General features: G+C 64.3%; 14 protein-coding genes, 1 other RNA gene and 3 pseudogenes. 4 read left to right on the forward strand and 14 right to left on the reverse strand.

Annotated features, from left to right (window positions below):
* Nucleotides 1-10: 10 nt before the first annotated feature.
* Together BMON_RS04385 and BMON_RS04390 are read right to left on the reverse strand one after the other, a co-directional pair.
* A complete protein-coding gene (locus BMON_RS04385; RefSeq protein WP_033511143.1) occupies nucleotides 11-1,609 on the reverse strand; it encodes an RNA polymerase sigma factor in 1,599 nt (532 codons plus the stop codon).
* Between the two features lie 158 nt (nucleotides 1,610-1,767).
* On the reverse strand, nucleotides 1,768-2,376 hold the full coding sequence (locus tag BMON_RS04390; RefSeq protein ID WP_051917884.1) for a hypothetical protein: 609 nt from the start codon (nucleotides 2,374-2,376) through the stop codon (nucleotides 1,768-1,770).
* Nucleotides 2,377-2,628: 252 nt separating this feature from the next.
* Here BMON_RS04390 and BMON_RS04395 point away from each other — a divergent pair, with 252 nt between their 5' ends.
* Both BMON_RS04395 and BMON_RS04400 read left to right on the forward strand, forming a co-directional pair.
* The gene (locus BMON_RS04395) at nucleotides 2,629-3,798 is read left to right on the forward strand and encodes a polyprenyl synthetase family protein (RefSeq protein ID WP_152595690.1); all 1,170 of its coding nucleotides are present in this window, start codon (nucleotides 2,629-2,631) and stop codon (nucleotides 3,796-3,798) included.
* Nucleotides 3,799-3,843: 45 nt separating this feature from the next.
* Nucleotides 3,844-6,327: a Stk1 family PASTA domain-containing Ser/Thr kinase gene (locus BMON_RS04400; RefSeq protein WP_033511146.1), complete on the forward strand. Its 2,484-nt coding sequence runs from the start codon at nucleotides 3,844-3,846 to the stop codon at nucleotides 6,325-6,327.
* A 19-nt stretch (nucleotides 6,328-6,346) separates the two neighbouring features.
* Here BMON_RS04400 and BMON_RS04405 read toward each other — a convergent pair whose 3' ends face one another.
* A complete protein-coding gene (locus BMON_RS04405) occupies nucleotides 6,347-7,090 on the reverse strand; it encodes a lysophospholipid acyltransferase family protein (RefSeq protein ID WP_033511358.1) in 744 nt (247 codons plus the stop codon).
* Nucleotides 7,091-7,162: 72 nt separating this feature from the next.
* On the opposite strand from BMON_RS04405, the gene BMON_RS04410 reads away from it, so the two are divergent.
* On the forward strand, nucleotides 7,163-7,714 hold the full coding sequence (locus BMON_RS04410) for a hypothetical protein (protein WP_033511148.1): 552 nt from the start codon (nucleotides 7,163-7,165) through the stop codon (nucleotides 7,712-7,714).
* Between the two features lie 49 nt (nucleotides 7,715-7,763).
* Here BMON_RS04410 and trpD read toward each other — a convergent pair whose 3' ends face one another.
* The 4 genes and pseudogenes from trpD to hpf all read right to left on the reverse strand — a co-directional run bounded on the left by trpD (nucleotide 7,764) and on the right by hpf (nucleotide 12,915).
* A complete protein-coding gene (trpD, locus tag BMON_RS04415; RefSeq protein ID WP_033511150.1) occupies nucleotides 7,764-8,807 on the reverse strand; it encodes an anthranilate phosphoribosyltransferase in 1,044 nt (347 codons plus the stop codon).
* Between the two features lie 254 nt (nucleotides 8,808-9,061).
* Nucleotides 9,062-9,244 (reverse strand): annotated as a pseudogene (locus BMON_RS10765) (SEC-C metal-binding domain-containing protein); the annotation flags it as partial.
* 170 nt (nucleotides 9,245-9,414) lie between these two features.
* Nucleotides 9,415-11,926, reverse strand: a pseudogene (gene secA / locus BMON_RS04420) (preprotein translocase subunit SecA); the annotation flags it as partial.
* A gap of 323 nt (nucleotides 11,927-12,249) precedes the next feature.
* Nucleotides 12,250-12,915: a ribosome hibernation-promoting factor, HPF/YfiA family gene (gene hpf, locus BMON_RS04425; RefSeq protein ID WP_033511153.1), complete on the reverse strand. Its 666-nt coding sequence runs from the start codon at nucleotides 12,913-12,915 to the stop codon at nucleotides 12,250-12,252.
* 173 nt (nucleotides 12,916-13,088) lie between these two features.
* Here hpf and rnpB point away from each other — a divergent pair.
* An RNA gene (rnpB, locus tag BMON_RS09260) (RNase P RNA component class A) lies at nucleotides 13,089-13,461 on the forward strand.
* A gap of 213 nt (nucleotides 13,462-13,674) precedes the next feature.
* Here the strand turns inward: rnpB and BMON_RS10655 are convergent.
* From BMON_RS10655 to pgsA, 7 genes and pseudogenes are all read right to left on the reverse strand, one after another.
* Nucleotides 13,675-14,607 carry a regulatory protein RecX gene (locus BMON_RS10655; protein ID WP_237745326.1) on the reverse strand — a complete coding sequence of 311 codons (933 nt, stop codon included), beginning with the start codon at nucleotides 14,605-14,607 and terminating at the stop codon, nucleotides 13,675-13,677.
* Nucleotide 14,608: 1 nt separating this feature from the next.
* Nucleotides 14,609-15,808 carry a recombinase RecA gene (gene recA / locus BMON_RS04435; protein WP_033511155.1) on the reverse strand — a complete coding sequence of 400 codons (1,200 nt, stop codon included), beginning with the start codon at nucleotides 15,806-15,808 and terminating at the stop codon, nucleotides 14,609-14,611.
* A gap of 199 nt (nucleotides 15,809-16,007) precedes the next feature.
* Nucleotides 16,008-16,241, reverse strand: coding sequence for a DUF3046 domain-containing protein (locus BMON_RS04440; protein WP_033511157.1), 234 nt, complete (start codon nucleotides 16,239-16,241; stop codon nucleotides 16,008-16,010).
* 59 nt (nucleotides 16,242-16,300) lie between these two features.
* Nucleotides 16,301-16,957, reverse strand: a complete 657-nt coding sequence (locus BMON_RS04445; RefSeq protein WP_152595691.1) for a DUF5701 family protein — start codon at nucleotides 16,955-16,957, stop codon at nucleotides 16,301-16,303.
* Between the two features lie 206 nt (nucleotides 16,958-17,163).
* Nucleotides 17,164-17,694 (reverse strand): helix-turn-helix domain-containing protein, encoded by a 531-nt coding sequence (locus BMON_RS04450; protein WP_033511161.1) that lies wholly within the window; start codon nucleotides 17,692-17,694, stop codon nucleotides 17,164-17,166.
* A gap of 335 nt (nucleotides 17,695-18,029) precedes the next feature.
* A pseudogene (locus tag BMON_RS10390) lies at nucleotides 18,030-18,431 on the reverse strand (CinA family protein); the annotation flags it as partial.
* A gap of 106 nt (nucleotides 18,432-18,537) precedes the next feature.
* On the reverse strand, nucleotides 18,538-19,185 hold the full coding sequence (gene pgsA / locus BMON_RS04460; protein WP_033511163.1) for a CDP-diacylglycerol--glycerol-3-phosphate 3-phosphatidyltransferase: 648 nt from the start codon (nucleotides 19,183-19,185) through the stop codon (nucleotides 18,538-18,540).
* Between the last annotated feature and the right edge of the window lie 117 nt (nucleotides 19,186-19,302).

Raw genomic sequence — 19,302 nt, forward strand, 5'->3', positions numbered from 1 at the left:
GGGCGCCGGATCACTGATCGAGGAAGTCCCTCAGGGTCTGCGAGCGGGAGGGGTGGCGAAGCTTCGACATGGTCTTGGATTCGATCTGCCGGATGCGTTCGCGGGTGACGCCGTAGACGCGACCGATGTCGTCGAGCGTCTTGGGCTGGCCGTCCTCGAGGCCGTAGCGCATCTTGATGACGCCGGCCTCACGCGGGGAGAGCGTTTCCAGCACCTGCTTGAACTGCTCCTGCAGCAGTGAGAAGGCGACGGCATCGGAAGGCGCGATCGCGTCGGTGTCCTCGATGAGGTCGCCGAACTCCGAATCGCCGTCCTCGCCGAGCGGGGTATGCAGGGAGATCGGCTCGCGGCCGTACTTCTGGACCTCCTGGACCTTCTCCACGGGCATGTCGAGCTCGCGGGCGAGTTCGTCGGGCGTGGGTTCGCGGCCCAGATCCTGGAGCATCTGGCGCTGCACGCGCGAGAGCTTGTTGATGACCTCAACCATGTGGACGGGCACTCGAATCGTGCGGGCCTGGTCGGCCATGGCGCGGGTGATGGCCTGGCGGATCCACCACGTCGCATAGGTGGAGAACTTGAAGCCCTTCTTCCAGTCGAACTTCTCGACCGCCCTGATCAGGCCGAGGTTGCCCTCCTGGATGAGGTCGAGGAACAGCATGCCGCGACCGGTGTACCGCTTGGCCAGGGAGACCACGAGACGCAGGTTGGCCTCGAGGAGGTGGTCCTTGGCCTTCTTACCATCGTTGGCCGCCCATTTGAGCTCGCGCTTGCGCTTGAACTCCATGTGCTCGGACTCGGTGTCCAACAGATGCTGGGCGAACAATCCAGCCTCGATGCGCTCGGAAAGGTCGACCTCCTGCTCGGCGTTCAGCAGGCTGACGCGACCGATCTGCTTGAGATAGTCCTTGACGGGGTCGGCGGTGGCGCCCGCCGCGATCACGCGCCGCTTGGGATTGCCCGACGGCGTGACGTTCTCGTCATCGTCGTCATCGCGGACCACGAAGGCCCCCTTGGCTTTCGGCGCCTCGGATTCCTTGATATGCCGTTCGTCGTCGGCGTCATCGGAATCATCGTCCCGGGGGTCCCCGTCATCGTCGTGATCGTCATCGGTATCGGCGTCATCGAGATCGATCGGCTCGTTGTCGTCGTCGCCGTGATCCTCACCGTCGTCCTCGTCGTCATGGGCATGCACCCCGTGATTCTCAACCCCGGCATCATGGGACCGCTTCGTACGCTTACGCCCCGTCGCGGTCTTGGGCTTGGCCGTCGCCTTCGGCTTGGCCTGCTTCGTAGACGATGCGTCATCCTCCGACTCGGTTTGCGTCTCATCCGAAAACTTCGTTGCGGCCTCCTGATCCTTACCGCGCTTCGCGGCACCGACGCGTTTCTTCGACGACGGGCTCTTCGAGGACGTCTTGGACGCCGTCTTCTTCTTCGCCGTCGGCCCTTGCGCTTCGGAGCCTTCCGCCGAGGACGTGGTCACACTCTTGACCGCCGCACTCTTGGCCGTCGAACGCCTCGTGCTCCCCTTCGCCGTACGCTCCGTGGAGGCCGGGCTCTTGGTCTGATCAGCCTGTTCCGTCGTAGCCGTCGTTTCCTTAGTGGGCAAACTATCCTCCTGGTCGTTCCCGCCGCACCGCGCATACCACAAGGGCGTAGTTCTGGCAAGGGCAAATCGTCAACTATAGGAGTTAACCACGTTCATGGGACGATTATTCCCGGAGGTTCGTCGACGGCCCCACCATCCGTCACCCGATCACCGCACCATCACCCCGTTCGACCGGTGCTCCGGGCAACGGCATTGGCGGGAAAGATGTCGCGATCATAGGCTGAGGTGACGATGGCCGCGAGCGAACAGGTCCCATCGATGGCCAGCGCCGCACGCGCCAGCCCCAAGCCCCGCTTCTCCCCCATCCACCAATGGATGTAGCCGCTCAACGCCATGGGTTGCGCCCGTAGCCGACCGGGGACTCGGGACATGATGCCATCGATCATGACGAGCCCACGACGGCACCGGTCCACATCGAGGACCGCATCCTCATCGTCGAAGGCACGACGCAATATCCGATACATCACCCGTACATTCGGCGGATCGTGCGGCCTCGAAGCGAAGGCGACCATCCGCCGCTCATCGCAGCCCTCCGGTCCGGAGACCAGTGACACGATGAGGGCGTCACGGATCGCCAGGGACACCCCCATGCCCACCGCCAGGGCATCCTCATGGTCATGCGACAGCGTACCGCCGTCACAGCGCAGATGGTGCGTCCATGCTCGAAACGCCTCACGGACCCACCGCTCGTCGGCGAGCGCGATGCCGATGCGTTCCCGGTCCCGCCTCAACCGTGACTCGAGGTCCTCCCAGTGCCTGGATTCCATACCATTGCCCCCTTTCTTAGCAATGCGACCCATGCGATAGGCCGCCATACACGGGCGTTCCCCATGCAGCACACCTCTGAATCCCATCCCGGGTGGTGCCGGTATCGACCCCATGGGACCACTGTGGCCCAGACCGCCCACGCACCCGCTGCGGTTCGGACGACTGTGGATAAACGGTGGCCTCGGGTCGCGCTTCCCCGCACGCCCCGACGGACCACCGATTTGTCGCCGTGCCGTGCCTTACTCGTAGCTATGAACCCGCATCCCACCGCCCACGACATCGAACAGCGCATGATGGCGCTGCTCGCATCATTCCTCCATGATCCGGACACCGTGTCCCGCCTGGGCAACGGCACGACCACCCTGCGCACGGTGCGCGAGGAGGCCCTCGGGTCGAGCGCGGGGGGCAAACGCATCAGGGCGCTGCTCGCGTACGACGCCTTCCACGCCATATCCTGTGCGGCCCAAAATGCGGACCAGGGCCACGCGATGTCAGATGGCTCCGCAACCGCCGACCGGTCGATGCTCGACCTCGCCTGCGCGATCGAGGTGTACCAGACCTCGGCCCTGATCCACGACGACATCATCGACGAATCGGCCGTGCGCCGCGGTCGCCCCAGCGCCCACCGACACCTGAGCGATGTCATGGCGGACCGACGCCAGGGATCGGGGCTGGCGCTGATGCTCGGCAACACGCTCGCCACGGCCAGCGTCGCCATAGCCCATGAAGCCCTGTCGCACCTGCCCAACACGGAAGCGGGAACCCGGGCCTTCCTCGACATGCAGCACGCCGTGGAGATCGGTCAGATGCTCGACCTGTCCCTGGAACGAATGCCTCTGGACTCCCCGAAGGATCTGGTGACAGCGGCCGTGGACGTCGACCATTGGAAGACGGCGAGCTACACGGCCGTGGCGCCGTTGGAACTGGGCGCATTGGCCGGCGGCATGGAACCGGTACGGGCACGGCGACTCGCCCGCACGGTGGGCGCTCCCCTGGGGCTCGCCTTCCAGCTCTACGACGACCTGCTCGACATCGTCGGTTCCAGCGCCCGCACCGGCAAACCCACGGGCGGCGACATCCGCGAGGGTAAACGCACGGTGCTGCTTGCCGATGCCCTGAATCTGGCCGATGAACCGACGCGGGCCTATCTGGCGCACGCTTTCACGAGCGAAGCCCGCGACGAGGACACCATCACGACTGTCATGGCCATCTATGAGGACACCGGGGCGATCGACTCGTCCCGATGCAGAATCGACGCCCTGCTGGACGACAGCGTCCAGGCCTTGCGCGACAGCGGCCTGGCCACGGAGACGATCGACGCACTGTCACACGCATGCTCGCGTGTCGTACCAAGAACGGCGCATCCCGGCCATCCCACCCACGGCACCAGGACCCCACCGGAACACAACGGCGGCATGTAGACTGAACACCGAGCATTCCTGAAGACGAGGACCGCATAGAGCACCATGACACAAGTCGCAGACGCGCCGGCGGGGCGCAGCATCGACCACCGCTACCGCATCGTCGCGCGCATCGCCGATGGCGGCATGGCCACGGTCTACCAGGCGGTCGATGAACGCCTCGGCCGCACCGTCGCGGTGAAGGTCATGCACCGACAGCTGGCCCAGGGTCCCCACCACGACCAGTTCGTGGAGCGGTTCCACCGCGAGGCGCGCTCGGCCGCCTCAATCGCCAACCCCCACATCGTCCAGGTCTACGACACCGGCGAATACAAGGGCCTGGGCTACCTGGTGATGGAATACGTCCACGGGGTCACGCTGCGTCAGGCGATGCGGACCCAGCGCACGTTCAGCGTGCGCGAGACGCTGCGCATCCTCCTTGAGACGCTCGACGGCCTGGCATCAGCACATCGCGCCGGGGTGATCCACCGCGACATCAAGCCCGAGAACCTCCTGATCAACGACCGTGGCCACGTGCAGATCACCGATTTCGGACTGGCCAAGGCCATCTCGCAGGAGACCCTGTCCTCGACCGGTATGCTGCTGGGCACCGCCTCGTATCTGGCCCCCGAAATGATCGCCGAGAACCGGGGCACGCCGCAGGGCGACCTATACGCCGTAGGCATCGTCGGCTGGGAAATGCTGGCCGGAGAGGTGCCGTTCCCCACCAGCAACCCAGTGACCATGGTGTTCAAACACGTGCACGAGGACGTCCCCGGAGTGCAGACCCGCTGCCCCGGGGTGGACCCCTCGGTGGCACGGTTCCTCTCGCGTCTCACCGCCCGCGACCTTGCGCAACGTCCCGCCGACGCCGTGGTCGCCCACCAGGACCTGCACGAACTCATGACCCGACTCGACACCACCGCCTGGGGATACCGCAGGGATCCGGCGAGTCTGGCGGTCGTTGGCCCCCTGAATCCGGCACGACCGCACACACCTGCCCCGGCTGCTCCAACACCCGGCACACCGAAGGCTGCATCCACTTCGACCACACCGACCGCCATATCCACCGAGGCCCGCCAAACCGCCATCCCGAGCACTGCACGGGGCACCACCTCGGACACCACAGCCACGTCGACACGGACACCGCCCTCCCCGCCGTCGTCGAACCATGCCGCCGTGAATGCCACGGTGAACGCCACGGTGAACGCCACGGACACCGATACGCTGTCGCCATCCTCCGGCGCCGACGAACCACGACCGATGCGGGACGGCGAGGAGTCCGACGACCAGGTCTCCCCAACCGCATCGTTCGACGCGTTCCTCACCCGGCATCTCGGCAACGACCGAAGCGACACTGACGGAAGCGACACTGACCGGACCGAGACAGACCCGTCTGGTGCACCCCGCCGCCTGAGTAACCGCGACCGCGGCCACGCCTCGAACGGCACCAGAACGCAGAGTTTCACGGATGCGGGCTACGGACTTGCCCGAGGCCATGCGACGACACGCCTCACCCGCATGTCATCGACACAGGGCTCGCAGGCATCGACCGACACGCCATCGAGAACCTCGCGTCGCCGGCTGCCGACGACGACGCTGGCGGCGGTAATGGCGGCAGTCCTCGTGGTGCTGGCAGCGGCGGCATCCGCGGTGTGGTGGTATCTGCGAGGTCCGGGAAGCTATCGCACGGTCCCCCGTCCCACTGACGTGGCGTGCGTCGACGAACGGCCGTGCACGCTCACCGGGGCCGGATGGGCCGCGTACGAATCCACCCTCAAGGTGTCGGGCATCCCGTACCGCGTATCGCGCGCGTTCAGCGACACCGTCACCTCGGGCGACATCGTGTCGAGCACCCCGAGTCATGTGGGAGCCCATCTCAGCAGGCGCGGCGGCGACGCCATCGATGTCATCGTCTCCAAGGGCGTGCGCATGGCGACCATTCCCCAGGACATCGACGACCCCACGACCGAATCGGGCAGGGATCCCCTGGCCGCCCTCAAACGCGCCGGATTCAGCAACATACGCCATACCGCCGGTCGCGACCCTTACAGCCAGAACCTCCCGGAACGAGCCCTGGTCAGCGTCGATCCGAAACCGGGGACCACGCTCAAGCACAGTGCACCCGTCACCGTCACCCTTTCCAAGGGGCCGATGCCGGTGAGCATGCCCGACATCGTGGGCCGCCGACGCGAGGACGCCCAGGCGGCGCTGGATGATGCGAAGCTGCGTGTGTCCTACACGGAGGAGCACAGCGACTCGGTCGACGCCGGATCGATCATTTCGGTCTCCGTGGCGAAAGGCACGCAACTGCACTGGGGTGATGCCGTCCAGGCCGTGGTATCCACCGGCCCGGAAACGGCGGATGTGCCGAGCGTCGTGGGCTCGACCCCCAGCGCGGCGCGCAGCAAACTCGAGGCATTGGGGTTCACGGTGAAAGTGGAAGGCACTCCCATCCTGCATCTCATCCGGCAACAAAGCGCCCAGGGCAGGACGCGTCTGCGGGATGAGCACGGCACGGCCACGGTCATCACCCTGACGGTGGTGTGACCCGTTGATCGAACCCGGACTACGACCGGGCTTCGGACGATGACCCGGCAGTGGCGCCGACGTCGGCTGCAGCCTTGGCGGCCGCCTCGGCCTTGAGTCGGGCCTTGACCTTCTGCGCGTATTCGTCGACGTATTCCTGACCGCTCATGCGCCCGATGGTGGCCACCACGCGATCCGTGAGTTCACGCAGGGACTCGTGGGTGATCTGCTCGGGGGCGCGGCGTTTGACGAGGATGGGAGCGCCGTAGATCACCATGGCATGCCCCTTGGCGGGGATGACCTGACCGGGACGCTGCAATTCCCTGCTGCCGATGATGGCGGTGGGGACGATCGGGCACCCGGTCTCCATGGCGAGTTTCGCGGCTCCCGCATGGCCCCGGTACAGGCGTCCATCCGGGCTGCGCGTGCCCTCCACATGGATACCGAACAGTTTGCCCTGCTCGAGTATCCCGCGGGCGTGCGCCAGCGCCCCCAGGGACTTCGAGCCGCCGGATCGATCCACGGGGAAGACGCCGACCGACGTGAACCACCACTTTTTGAACCGGCCCTTGATCCCCTTGCCTTCGAAGTATTCGGCCTTGCCCATGAAATGGACCATGCGCGGGCAGGTCAACGGGATGAGGGCGTCATCAATGACGGCCAGATGGTTCGCCGCAATGATCGCCCCGCCGGTGCTGGGGATATTCGACACACCCTTGGCCTGCGGATCGATGCGCCAGCGCGCCAGCGGCCCCAACCCTTTGACGAACAACCAGTAGAGCACGTGCAGTCCTTTCATCGGACGTCGCCCCATGACGACGTCGGCTTCTACAGCACCTCGATTACAGTGTTGCCTATGACCGACCCCAACAATAGCAATGACGAGCATGACCGTCCAACGCAGGACGGTGCAGGGCATGACGACGATGCCCTGTGGAGCGATTTCGAACGCGACCACGCCCACGATCTGGACGACATCGCCCGGTCCCGCGAGGCCAAACGTTTCGAACACCATGCCAAACGCCAGGAGAAGAAGGCGCTGTTGTCCGTGAACGACCTGGATAACGGCGCCTTCACCGACGACGCGGCGCATGCGGGCGCGGGACCTCGGGATTTCACCGGATCGAGTTGGCTGGACACCGATGACGTCATGGACCGGTTCGGCGACGATTTCGTACCCCCGAATCCCACGATCGGCCATGTCAAAACGACGACGCTGGTGTTCTGGATACTGCTGGTCGTAGGTGTGCTCGGCGTCATCCTCTCGACCCCGGTGCCGTCATGGACGGGGTTGCTCGGCACGGTGTTCGGCACCTGCGCGCTCCTGGGAGGCGCCGGACTCATCATCGGGCATCGCGGCCATACCCAGACGCGTACCGACTATTCCGACGACGGTTCGCGCGTCTGACACGGGCATGTGACGTCGATGGTGCGGGCAGCCCCACACACATGGGGCATCAGTCGGTTTGCGCCGCGGCGATCCACGCGTCGAATTTCCGCACTGCGGCACCGGAATCCACGGCTTGTTCGGCCAGCGCATAGGCCTTGACGAAGCGGTCGTGCAGATCGCCGTCGCCGACCAAATGACCATCGGCGACGATGGCCGAAGCGGCATTGAGCAATGCGGTGGATCGCGAGGGCACCGGCTCCCCCGCCAGGAACCGACGGAAGATATCGGCGTTCACCGCAGGCTTGCCGCCCTTGAAATCGGCGATGGCCACGGGTTCGAGTCCCAGTTGCGAAACCGGATCGAATTCGGTTTCACGCACCGTGCCATCGGCGATCTCCCAGATGCTCACCGGGCCGGTCGGGGCCATCTCGTCGAGCCCTTCATGCGAAGTGTAGACCATGCCACTCTGACCACGGCCAGCATACACGCCGGCCATCAACGGGCTGAGTTCACGGTTGGCGCAGCCGATGGCGACATGACTCGGCCGGGCGGGATTGGTCAATGGGCCCAATACGTTGAACACACAGGGGATGCCGAGCGCCGAACGCACGGGGCCGACGAACCGCATGGCGGGATGGAAGGTCTTGGCGTAGGCGAACGTGATGCCCACCTCGTTGCCGATTCGCGCGACCCGCTCAGGCGAAAGATCGAGGGGCAGCCCCATGGCCTCAAGCACATCCGCGGCGCCGCACTGCGAAGAGGCTGCGCGGTTGCCGTGCTTGACGATGCGCACGCCACAGGCGGCGGCCACCACGGCCCCCATGGTGGAGAGATTCACCGTGGCGGCACCGTCGCCACCGGTGCCGACGATATCGGTCGTCTCACCGTCGACGTGCAGAGGCACAGCGTGTCGCACCATGGCCTCGGCCGCCCCCGCCACTTCGGGCGAGGTGAGCCCCAACTGCTGCTGCGTGGCGAGCACCGCACCCACCGCCGCCGGATTCGCATCACCCTGCATGAGGGCGTCCACATACCATCGAGATTCGTTGAAATCCAAGTGATCCCCACCGACCAACTTCAGCAGAATCGACTTCCACGTAATCTCGGCCATCGGCCCTCCCTCGATGAGCGCGCCGGGCGTTGGGCCCCGCGTGCATGGTGTTGTTCACACACCATAACCCGCGATGATCACACCCACCGCCACCGTCCCATATGGTGACGCCGAACGCGACGATGGCGTGAGCGGGGACGAACCCCGCTCACGCCATCATGCACGTACATCCACGGGCGGCATCACCTCACGCACCCGGCCCAATCACCGGAGCGCAGACGACGCCCTCGCGTTCAGCGCCGCTCCCGAAATGTTCAGCGCTCGTTCTGACCGTGGCACATCTTGTACTTGCGCCCCGACCCACATGGGCACGGCGCGTTCTTCGAGGTGCCCGGGAAGACGCGACCATCCGCCCACGGCGTGCTCAGTTCCTCGCTCTTGGGACGCTTGTCCGCAGGCACCTTGCCATCGGCGTGGCTCATCGGCTCGGGACCCGCCGGTGCCGGGGCGACCGTCGTCTTCACACCGTTCTCCTCGCCATCGGAGGCGGAGGTTTCGACATCCTCGGCTGTGGAACCCTGTTCCCCAGCCTGGGAGGCGATGCCCATCACGGCCTCGGCCTGATCGACGGCCTCATCCTCATCGCGTTCGCTGTCCTCATCCTGGTTGGCGGCCACCTGTTGGACGTCGACGTGGAAGAGCAGCTGCACGCTCTCCTCCTTGATCGCCTCGATCATCGAGTTGTACATCTGGTAGCCCTCGCGCTGGTACTCGACCAACGGATCGCGCTGACCCATGCCGCGCAGGCCGATGCCGTCCTTGAGGTAATCCATCTCGTAGAGGTGTTCGCGCCACTTGCGGTCGAGCACCGCCAGCACCACACGTCGTTCGAGCTGGCGCAGACCCTGCTTGCCGATCGTCTCCTCGATGGAGGCGTACTGGGCCTCGGCGTCCTTGACGATGCGGTCGCGCAATCCTTCGACGGCCTTCTCGCCGTGCTTCAACGGCAGCGTGGCGTTGCGGGTCTCCTCGAGATCCAACGAAATCGGGTAGACCGCGGCCAAGGCCTTGAACAGTCCCTCGAAGTCCCAATCGGCGGGCTTCTCGGAACCGTTGTCGGCCCCCTTGATGTAGCTCTCGACCGTATCGGCGATGAATCGCAGGATATCCTCATGGATGTCCTCGCCCTTGAGCACCGCCTGGCGCTCCGCGTAGATGACGGTGCGCTGCTTGTTCATGACGTCGTCGTATTTGAGGACGTTCTTACGAATCTCGAAGTTGCGCGACTCGACGGACTTCTGCGCGGCGCGCACACCCTTCGACACGCTCTTGGCCTCGATCGGTTCGCCCTCGGGCATGCCCTTGGACATGACCCTGGCGACCAGCTGCGTGTTGAACAGGCGCATGAGGTCATCCTCGAGGCTCAGGTAGAACCGGGATTCACCCGGATCGCCCTGACGGCCGGAACGGCCACGCAACTGATTATCGATGCGCCGCGACTCGTGGCGTTCGGTGCCGAGCACATAGAGACCGCCGAGTTTGACGACCTCCTCGTGTTCGTCCTTGACCTGCGCCTTGATCTGCGCGAGGGTGCCGGGCCAACGGCTCTCATACTCCTCCGGCGTGTCCTCGGGCGAATATCCTTCGGACTTGAGCTTCTGGTCGGCCAGGAACTCGACGTTGCCGCCGAGCATGATGTCGGTGCCTCGACCAGCCATGTTCGTGGCGACCGTGACGGCGCCCTTGCGACCGGCGACGGCGACGACCGAGGCCTCCTTGGCATGCTGCTTGGCGTTGAGGACCTGATGATCGATTCCGGCGACGTCGAGCAACGAGGAGACGACCTCGGAGGATTCGACGGAGGCGGTGCCCAGCAGGACGGGCTGTCCCGCATGGTGGCGGGTGGCGACATCCTTGACGATCGCGGTGAGCTTCTCCTTCTTCGTACGGAAGATGAGATCGTCCTTGTCCTTGCGGATCATCGGCTTGTTGGTGGGGATCGGCAGCACACCGAGCTTGTAGGTGCCCATGAACTCGGCGGCCTCGGTTTCGGCGGTACCGGTCATGCCCGCGAGCTTGTCGTACATGCGGAAGTAGTTCTGCAGGGTGATGGTGGCGAAGGTCTGGTTTTCGGCCTTGACCTCGACGCCCTCCTTCGCTTCGATGGCCTGGTGCAGGCCCTCGTTGTAGCGGCGGCCGGGCAGGATGCGGCCCGTGTGTTCGTCGACGATGAGCACCTCGCCGTGGGTGACGACGTAGTCGCGGTCCCGCAGGAAGAGCTCCTTGGCCTTGATGGCGTTGTTGAGATAGCCGATGAGCGCGGTGTTGTCGGGCTCGTACAGGTTGTCGATGCCGAGGAAGTCCTCGACCTTGGTGATACCCGGATCCAGGATGCCGACGACCTTCTTCTTCTCGTCGACGTCGTAGTCCTCGTCGCGGGTGAGCTTGAGCACCAGTCGCGCGAACTGGCGGTACCAGCGGGTGACGTCACCCTCGGCCGGGCCGGAGATGATCAACGGGGTACGCGCCTCGTCGATGAGGATGGAGTCGACCTCATCCACGATGGCGAAGTGGTGGCCGCGCTGCACCAGCTCGTTCTTGTCCCAGGCCATGTTGTCGCGCAGGTAGTCGAACCCGAATTCGTTGTTGGTGCCGTAGGTGATGTCCGCCTCATACTGCTTGCGACGCACCGGGGGCTTCTGATCGGTGATGACGCAACCGACGTTCATGCCCAGGAAACGGAAGATGCGCCCCATGAGCTCGCTCTGGTAGCTCGCCAGGTAGTCGTTGACGGTGACGATGTGCACGCCTTCGCCGCTCAACGCGTTGAGGTAGGCGGGCAGCGTGGCGACCAGGGTCTTGCCTTCACCGGTCTTCATCTCGGCGATGTTGCCCCAGTGCAGTGCCGCACCGCCCATGAGCTGCACGTCGAAATGGCGCTGGCCCAGGGTGCGCTTGGACACCTCGCGGACCGTGGCGAACGCCTCAGGCATCAGATCGTCGAGCTTCTCGCCGTTTTCCAGCCGACGCCGGAACTTGGCGGTCTGGCCCTTGAGCTCCTCATCGCTCAGCGCCGAAATCTCATCTTCGAGGGCGTTGACGGCCCGCGCCACATCCCCAAGCTTCTTGATCTGGCGTCCCTCGCCCATGCGAAGGGCCTTGTCGACGATATCTACCACGTTTCGCTCCCTAGTTCGTTTGTCATTAAACGAGCATAACCCAGCCTGGTTCGACCGGACACAAACCTCGTCCAAGTGTACGCGGCCTTGAGGATTATACCGCCACGACACGGATGCTCCCCCTACCCGACCGCAATATCAGGACAGGCCGTGGGGTTGGGCCGCTACGACCCGAGTCGGCATACGCATCTTGGGCATGGTTCGGGGCCGGGACGAATGTCCGTCCCGGCCCCGAACACAAGGGCTGCGCAATCCTGCGCACAGCCTCGGAAGGGTCCGCGGGGATCAGATCAGCTCATCCGACCACCCGCCGACCGCATCCCTCAGTCCTCGTCATCCTTCCGGACATTCTCCGGGGTGTCGATCTCGAAGACGCCGTAGCTCCACCCGTGACGGTGGTAGACCACGGAAGGACGCTTCGTCTCCTTGTTGACGAACAGGAAGAAGTCGTGCCCGATAAGCTCCATCTCGTACAGCGCCTCGTCGATGCTCATCGGCTCGGCGATGTGCAGCTTGCGACGGATGACGATCGGGGTGTCCCCGACCTGGACCTCCACCGACTCCCCCGGCCCCAGATCGGATGCCACCGCAGCCTGGGGACTGGTGTTCACCTCGTCCGAGGTCTTGTCCTCGACGGGAGTAGCGACTCCCATATCGACGGGCATGGGGTTGATGTAGCCACGGCGATGGTTCTTGCGGCGATCGCGTGTACGGCGAAGACGCAGCGTGAGCTTGTCAAGCGCCATGTCGAGCGCGCTGAACTCATCGGTGCTGGAAGCCTCGGCCCTGACCACGGTACTGCCGGCGATGATGGTGATCTCCACGCGACGCGCGGTGTCCGCCTGACGCGGATTGCCCTCATGGGTCAGCACGATCTGCGCGCGCTGGGCGTCGGGGGCTATGGCGGTCACACGATTCATCTTGCTCTCTACGACATCACGGAATTTCTGCCTGATCTGCGTGTGACGTCCGGTGACGACGATTTCCATGTGGACCTCCTTATGTCGGGCGGTTTCCCGCCGTGGTGCCGGACAGCTTCTTCACCGTCCAAGTAGGTTTCATTGTAACCGAGGAACGTCGCACAAACCGATAACTCGCTGAAGGAATACCGAGTTTCCGCCGATTTGGGCGGTTCGTGAAATCCTTGGTAGACTTGGCTCTTTGAGACCTCTTGATGGCCGCGGCACACTTCGGTGTGCTGAGGAACTTCCGGGCTCCACAGAGCACGATGGCGGATAACGTCCGCCCAGGGTGACCTGAGAGAGAGCGCAGCAGAGAACAGACCGCCCGGTTTCGGTCGGGTAAGGGTGAAACGGCGGTGTAAGAGACCACCGGGCCGCTGGTAACAGTCGGTCGCACGGCAAGCCTCATCGGGAGCAAGGCCAAGCAGAAGGCACGTCGATGCAAGTCGACAGGGGTTGCTCGCCCACGCCTTCGGGTAGGCTGCTAGAGCCTGGCGGCGACGTCAGGTCGAGATGGATGGCCATCCATGTGGCGACACATGACAAAACCCGGGGTATAAGAGGTCTCATCTTCTTTTCCTGTATCCGTTGTATATCGGTCCTCTTGTCATGAGTCTTGTCGCATCGGACTTCGCGGACCCCGACCGGGACCTCGTCATCGGTGATGCCCCGCAGGGGTTCAGTGCATATCGCACGGTGAGTGCGCACACGGAGTCGGTGCACATCGCAGAGTCAGTGTGCACCACAACACCAGTGCGCATCGCAACATCAGTGCGCATCGCAACATCAGTGCGCATCGAAGATGCCGTGCTGCACTTCGTGCACCGTCGCCACATCATGACCGCGACGCCCGGCGGCGCTCCAGAATCGGCGCCGACGGACCTGGGGATCGAGACCTTCGGTCTTCTGCGCGATGGAACGGCCCAATTCCCAGGCCGCATCGACGAACACGCCCTCCTGGGCGGCTTCGCGCACCAGACGCTCGGCAAGCTCGCGTCCAACACCCTTGCGGCGCATCTCGCGCATGACCCCGCGTTCCCCGTACATCCGATCCGCACAGTATCCGATCAGGGTCCGGGCATACCGTTCATCATCAAGGAGGTCGACCCGCGTCAGCCTCGCAATCACGTCATCCACGACGGCCTGCTCGTGCCCTTTGGCGAGCAATCGGTCCCGCAATGCACCGGAGGCACGCGGTGCCGCATCCAACAAAGTCAACGCGGCCTGACGACACCGCTCCAGAACCTCGTCGACATCGTCCCTCGATGCTCCGTCCCCCGATGCATCTCGCGTGCTGGCGGCATCGTCACGACCGGCCCTCGCATCATCGACGGACCTGGTGAATGCTGGACCACGACCGTTGTCCCGGCGTCGAATGCCACGGCCGAACCCTCCGTCCCGACCACGGCGTTTGGCATGTGCAGCGTGCCCCGGGCGTCTGGAGCGTCCGAAACGTCTCGAATCCGACGCAGCACCGCCTTCACGGGCGTCATCGTCACGAGGCGCCGCGCCGAACGACGCGACGTGCATGCCCTGGTCACGCCGTACCGACGCCGCGTCGCCACCACCGTCTTCATGATGGCCATCAGCACCGGCGCACCGGTCCGCGACTCCCCCGTCTGCGGTTGGGGTGGATCCCACCGGTTCGACCGCATCCGGCGGGACCGGAGGTGCTATGGTCGGCGGATGCCGGTTGAGGAATTCCTCGGCGCTGAGCATATCAGGCCTTGGAGTGCGCGGCCTTGGAGGTCCGGGATGAATCTCCCTTGCCGGCCACGTCCTTCACCGAAGGGTCCGAACCGTCATGCTTGCCATCACCATTGCCGTCGCCCTGGCCCTCCTCGCCGTCGGCTCTCTGATCGTCCGCCGGAATCATGCCGAATGCGACCTTGACCCGGTGCTCGATCTCCTCGGTGATCGCCGGGTTATCCTTGAGGAACTGACGAACGTTTTCGCGTCCCTGTCCCAGTTGATCACCGTCGTAGGTGAACCACGAACCGGACTTCTTCACGACGTTGCACTGCAACGCCATGTCCAGCACCGACCCCTCCTTGGAGATGCCCTCGCCGTAGAGCACATCGAACTCAGCGAACTTGAAGGGCGGCGCCATCTTGTTCTTGACGACCTTCACCTTCGTGCGGTTGCCCACCGCCTCATCGCCGTTCTTGAGAGTCTGGATCCGCCTGATGTCGAGACGCACCGAGGCATAGAACTTCAACGCCTTACCGCCGGTCGTGGTCTCGGGGCTGCCGAAGAACACACCGATCTTCTCACGCAACTGATTGATGAAGATGGCGGTGGTGCCCGCCTGGGCGAGGGCGCCCGTCATCTTGCGCAGGGCCTGACTCATGAGACGGGCCTGCAACCCGACGTGGCTGTCGCCCATCTCGCCCTCGATCTCGGCCTTCGGCACCAGTGCCGCCACCGAGTCGATGACGATGATGTCCAACGCTCCGGACCGGATGAGCATATCGGAGATCTCCAGCGCCTGCTCGCCGTTGTCGGGCTGCGACACAATGAGCGAATCCGTATCAACCCCAAGATGCCTGGCATACACGGGATCAAGGGCATGCTCGGCGTCGATGAAGGCGGCTACACCACCCGCCTTCTGGGCATTGGCGACGGCATGCAACGCCAACGTAGTCTTGCCGGAGGACTCCGGGCCATAGATCTCCACGATGCGGCCACGGGGAAGCCCCCCAATGCCCAGCGCCATGTCGAGCGCCAAGGAACCCGTCGGTATCACCGCGACATCCTGGGCGGGCTTGTCGCCCAGGCGCATGGCCGAACCCTTGCCGAAGTTCTTCTCAACCTGCTGCAACGCGGTCTCCAAGGCCGCCTGGCGACGTGGATCAACACCCGATGCCCCTTGTGCGCCGCCGTTGGCGCTCTTCGACGCCGCTTTCGTCTGCTGTGCCATCTGTACTCCTTATATGCGTGGCTCGCGCCACTCGATCCATGCCTTACACGGTATCCGAATGATGGCGGCCCATGCCGTTCCCCGACGGGGGTGGTCGAAGGCCCATCTTCCGACACGCCGTATCGAAACCTCACGCTCGGCTCGGCTCCACACTAGCGCACCATGCGAACATATGTTCGAATAACTCTATCGGCAACCGTCACGCCGCGGGTAGCGGCGGCGCTTTGTGGCCCTTACCCCAGCGCCGCGAATCCGGGATGTCCATCTGATCGCACAGGACGTTCCAGACGACACGCGGCTCAACGCCGGCGGCGAGGGCCTTGACGACCGTCATGCCATCCAGTTTGGTGAGCTGTTGGTCACAGGACAGGCTGCGTCCGTAGACGCGTCCGAAGACCTCCTCCACCAGCTCCCACAATTCTCGTTCATGCATACGCCCCACCATACGCGCCCATGGACGCGAGGCAACCCCCGGCGGCGGCCATGGCATGATCACCGGGCCGCCGAAGCGATGTCGAGCCATGTGTGGCGATTGCCCCACCAACACCATCCGAGTTTGGGGGCACCCCGTCGTTCGATGCCGTCGCGCCCCGTGCCGGAACTGACCCACAGCGCCGGCGTGCGCGCATCGTAGATCGTCTCACCCGAGGGCCTGACCCGCTTGACCTTCCGGGAACCAATCGTCATGAAACAGTAATTCGGCTCGATGATTGCGGGATCGCCCAGCGCCCAACTCAGGCCTTCCTGAAGTGTGAGGGGGCGCCGGTGCGAAGCTTCAATCCGAATGATCGCCTCTTCGGGACTTACGTTGCGCAGATCGTCGCCTCGACTCACCTGGCGAACCAGATACAGTGGGGTGTTCGGGATTTCGATCCCGACCGGAGTGAATTCGTCGACATCGATCATGTCTTCGACGACGAAGCCGGGCTGTGCATTCAGCGACAACAACGGTGCGAGTGCCGATGCGGCGAACCAATGCGGATGCAACGCAACCAGACCCCCGGTCTTCTCGGCACGCAACGCCCTGAACGCCGCGCGCACGTCGGTCCGATCACCGTGGGCCCGGGCAAGAACCCCAGCGCGTTCAAGGGCATCCAACTGTTCGGCAACCGGTCGCATAGGAGTCGAGGCGCTCCTGTCCATCGGCATCCTTCCTGACATTGTTTACGGCATGACGATCCGCCACAAGATGCGCAACCCTTCGCACCAACCAAGTGACACAACCAAAGGACACAACATCGAGTAAGCACCCATGCAGAAGAGCACCACGAACCGGAGACCGGGTCAACGCCATCGGCCAAGACCATGCCGGCACGGCACCGTGCCGGTCTCGACCAGAATCAGAGCATCCGAAATCAGAGCGTCGACTCCTCGACGGAATCGAGGTAATCGGCGACCATGCGCAACATCTGCGCGGTGCTCAATCCCAGCGACTGTGCAATGGAGCCCAGCAACTCGGAGCTCGCTTCCTTTTGGCCACGCTCGACCTCGGACAGATACCCAAGCGACACGCCGGCCTTCTCGCTCACCTCGCGCAACGTCTTGTGATCGGTGGTTCGCAGATCGCGGAGCACATGACCAATGGCCTCACGCAACGACAGATCATGGCCGTCTGCCACCGCGTCGCGCTGACGCACGGAAGGACGCGTCCGCGTCCGCTCCTCGTCCTCCTGCTGCCACATACGATTCAATACCGCCTGGCGCTCATCCTTGGCCCGCTTGGCCTCACGAGCGCGGATCACCTGCTGCTGGGCGAACATCACCGCACGCCTCTGTACGGGGGTGAGGCTGCGCATACGCGCTCCGCCCGCCTGTACCGTCCGCGCACCCTGCGCGAACCGTGCGTTCACATCGACATGTTCCGTAGTCTGGGTCATCGAGTCCATGGCGTCATCCCTTTCCGCTGTCGTCCCTTCCGGGACCTTCACTACGGACAACCGACGATGACGTGAGATTATTCCTGCAAATTTGCTGTGAGTAGGCTCAACTTTTGCAGAGTACGCAGGACGGTGAAGCGGCGAATGTCCTCCCGAGAGCCCGCGCCATGCAATTGGCCCACCCAGATGACCCGATCGGCGAACGAATCACGAGGCTGCGCATCCCGACCGTCAGCGGCGCCGGAGCGCGTCCAGGACCATTGCGTATCGCATGCTGACGAACCCACCATACTCCTGCCGCGCGAGTCGAGTTCGGCGTCGGCGCGCTGCCCCGGTTCCGGCATGAGCGTCACGGGGACGCTGATGCCCACATAGACCAGGCCGGCCGGTTTGTCCCCATCGGGCCCGGGGCCGGCGACACCGGTCGTGGACAGGCCGATCACCCGATGACGGTAGGCCGCCTGGTCGTACAGCCGTGCGGTCGACGATGCCATCTGGGCCGCGACCATGGGATGCACCGCGCCTTCGCGGCGCAACAGCGCCTCATTCACACGCAGAATGGAGGCTTTGGCGGCGATATCGTACGTCACCGCAGACCCGAGAAACACCGTGGAGGCACCGGGGATGCGCACGAAGGCGTCGGCGAGCAATCCCCCGGTCAACGATTCGGCGGCGGCAATCCAGACCCGCGCGGCACGACAACGTCTCAGGATCACGGCGGCGGCTTCGTCGCACCGATCCTCCATCACGCCGATCGTCGTGGCCTCCGGCGCGCTCATTGTGTTGCCCGGCACATGCCGGCCTCGGTATGTCCCGAAAGCCCCGCACCCATGAGCATCAACCGCATGGACGTTACCGGCCCGAAACCGCTTGCCCGCGACGATTCGCCAGAACCCCGGCGACATACACCCCGCCCGAATACAGGCACAGGGCCAAGGCTACGAAGATCACGGCCTGGGTCGCATACCCATAGAAGACCGCCCATCCGGGCTGTTCGCCGGGGCCTGCCAGGGATCCGAGCGGCACCAGGAGCATCGCCAGACCCACGCATTGGGCGAGGGTCTTGTATTTGCCCGCCTTGGAAGCGGCGATCACCTTGCCGCCGTGATCGATCACGAAGAAACGCATCACCGTGATGCCGATTTCGCGGATGAAGAACAACGCGGTGACCCACCAGAACACCTCGTTGAAGACGGAGGCGACGACCAAGGTCGCGAGGATGAGCAGCTTGTCGGCGATGGGATCCATGAGTTTGCCCATCTCGGTGACCTGATCGTATGTCCTGGCCATCCAGCCATCAAGCTTATCGGTCGCCGCGGCGATGATGAACAGCACGGCGGCGGTCCATCGGAACGGAAGATTGTCCGCTCCCCACGGTCCGGCGGCGATGTCGAATCCGAGAAAGACGAGTACCAGGATGATGCGTGAATACGTCACGAGATTGGGCGGACTGTTCCACCCATCCAATAACGATGCCTTACGTGTACCTTGATTGTCCATACCGATTACCATAGCGCCATCGCACTACGAGAGTTTCCCCGCACAGCGCGGCGCGAAACCGTTCGCAGACCCTGCGGGCCGGACCGAGGACGCACCATCATGGCCGCGACGATCCGT

This window comes from Bifidobacterium mongoliense DSM 21395 (assembly GCF_000741285.1).
GTDB classification, from domain to species: domain Bacteria; phylum Actinomycetota; class Actinomycetes; order Actinomycetales; family Bifidobacteriaceae; genus Bifidobacterium; species Bifidobacterium mongoliense.

Coding starts and splice junctions, on each gene's coding strand:
- BMON_RS04390 (WP_051917884.1), bottom strand. CDS start 2,376: ATGGAATCCAGGCACTGGGAGGACCTCGAGTCACGGTTGAGGCGGGAC.
- BMON_RS04395 (WP_152595690.1), top strand. CDS start 2,629: ATGAACCCGCATCCCACCGCCCACGACATCGAACAGCGCATGATGGCG.
- BMON_RS04400 (WP_033511146.1), top strand. CDS start 3,844: ATGACACAAGTCGCAGACGCGCCGGCGGGGCGCAGCATCGACCACCGC.
- BMON_RS04410 (WP_033511148.1), top strand. CDS start 7,163: ATGACCGACCCCAACAATAGCAATGACGAGCATGACCGTCCAACGCAG.
- trpD (WP_033511150.1), bottom strand. CDS start 8,807: ATGGCCGAGATTACGTGGAAGTCGATTCTGCTGAAGTTGGTCGGTGGG.
- hpf (WP_033511153.1), bottom strand. CDS start 12,915: ATGGAAATCGTCGTCACCGGACGTCACACGCAGATCAGGCAGAAATTC.
- BMON_RS10655 (WP_237745326.1), bottom strand. CDS start 14,607: ATGCTCAGCGCCGAGGAATTCCTCAACCGGCATCCGCCGACCATAGCA.
- recA (WP_033511155.1), bottom strand. CDS start 15,808: ATGGCACAGCAGACGAAAGCGGCGTCGAAGAGCGCCAACGGCGGCGCA.
- BMON_RS04440 (WP_033511157.1), bottom strand. CDS start 16,241: ATGCATGAACGAGAATTGTGGGAGCTGGTGGAGGAGGTCTTCGGACGC.
- BMON_RS04445 (WP_152595691.1), bottom strand. CDS start 16,957: ATGCCGATGGACAGGAGCGCCTCGACTCCTATGCGACCGGTTGCCGAA.
- BMON_RS04450 (WP_033511161.1), bottom strand. CDS start 17,694: ATGGACTCGATGACCCAGACTACGGAACATGTCGATGTGAACGCACGG.
- pgsA (WP_033511163.1), bottom strand. CDS start 19,185: ATGGACAATCAAGGTACACGTAAGGCATCGTTATTGGATGGGTGGAAC.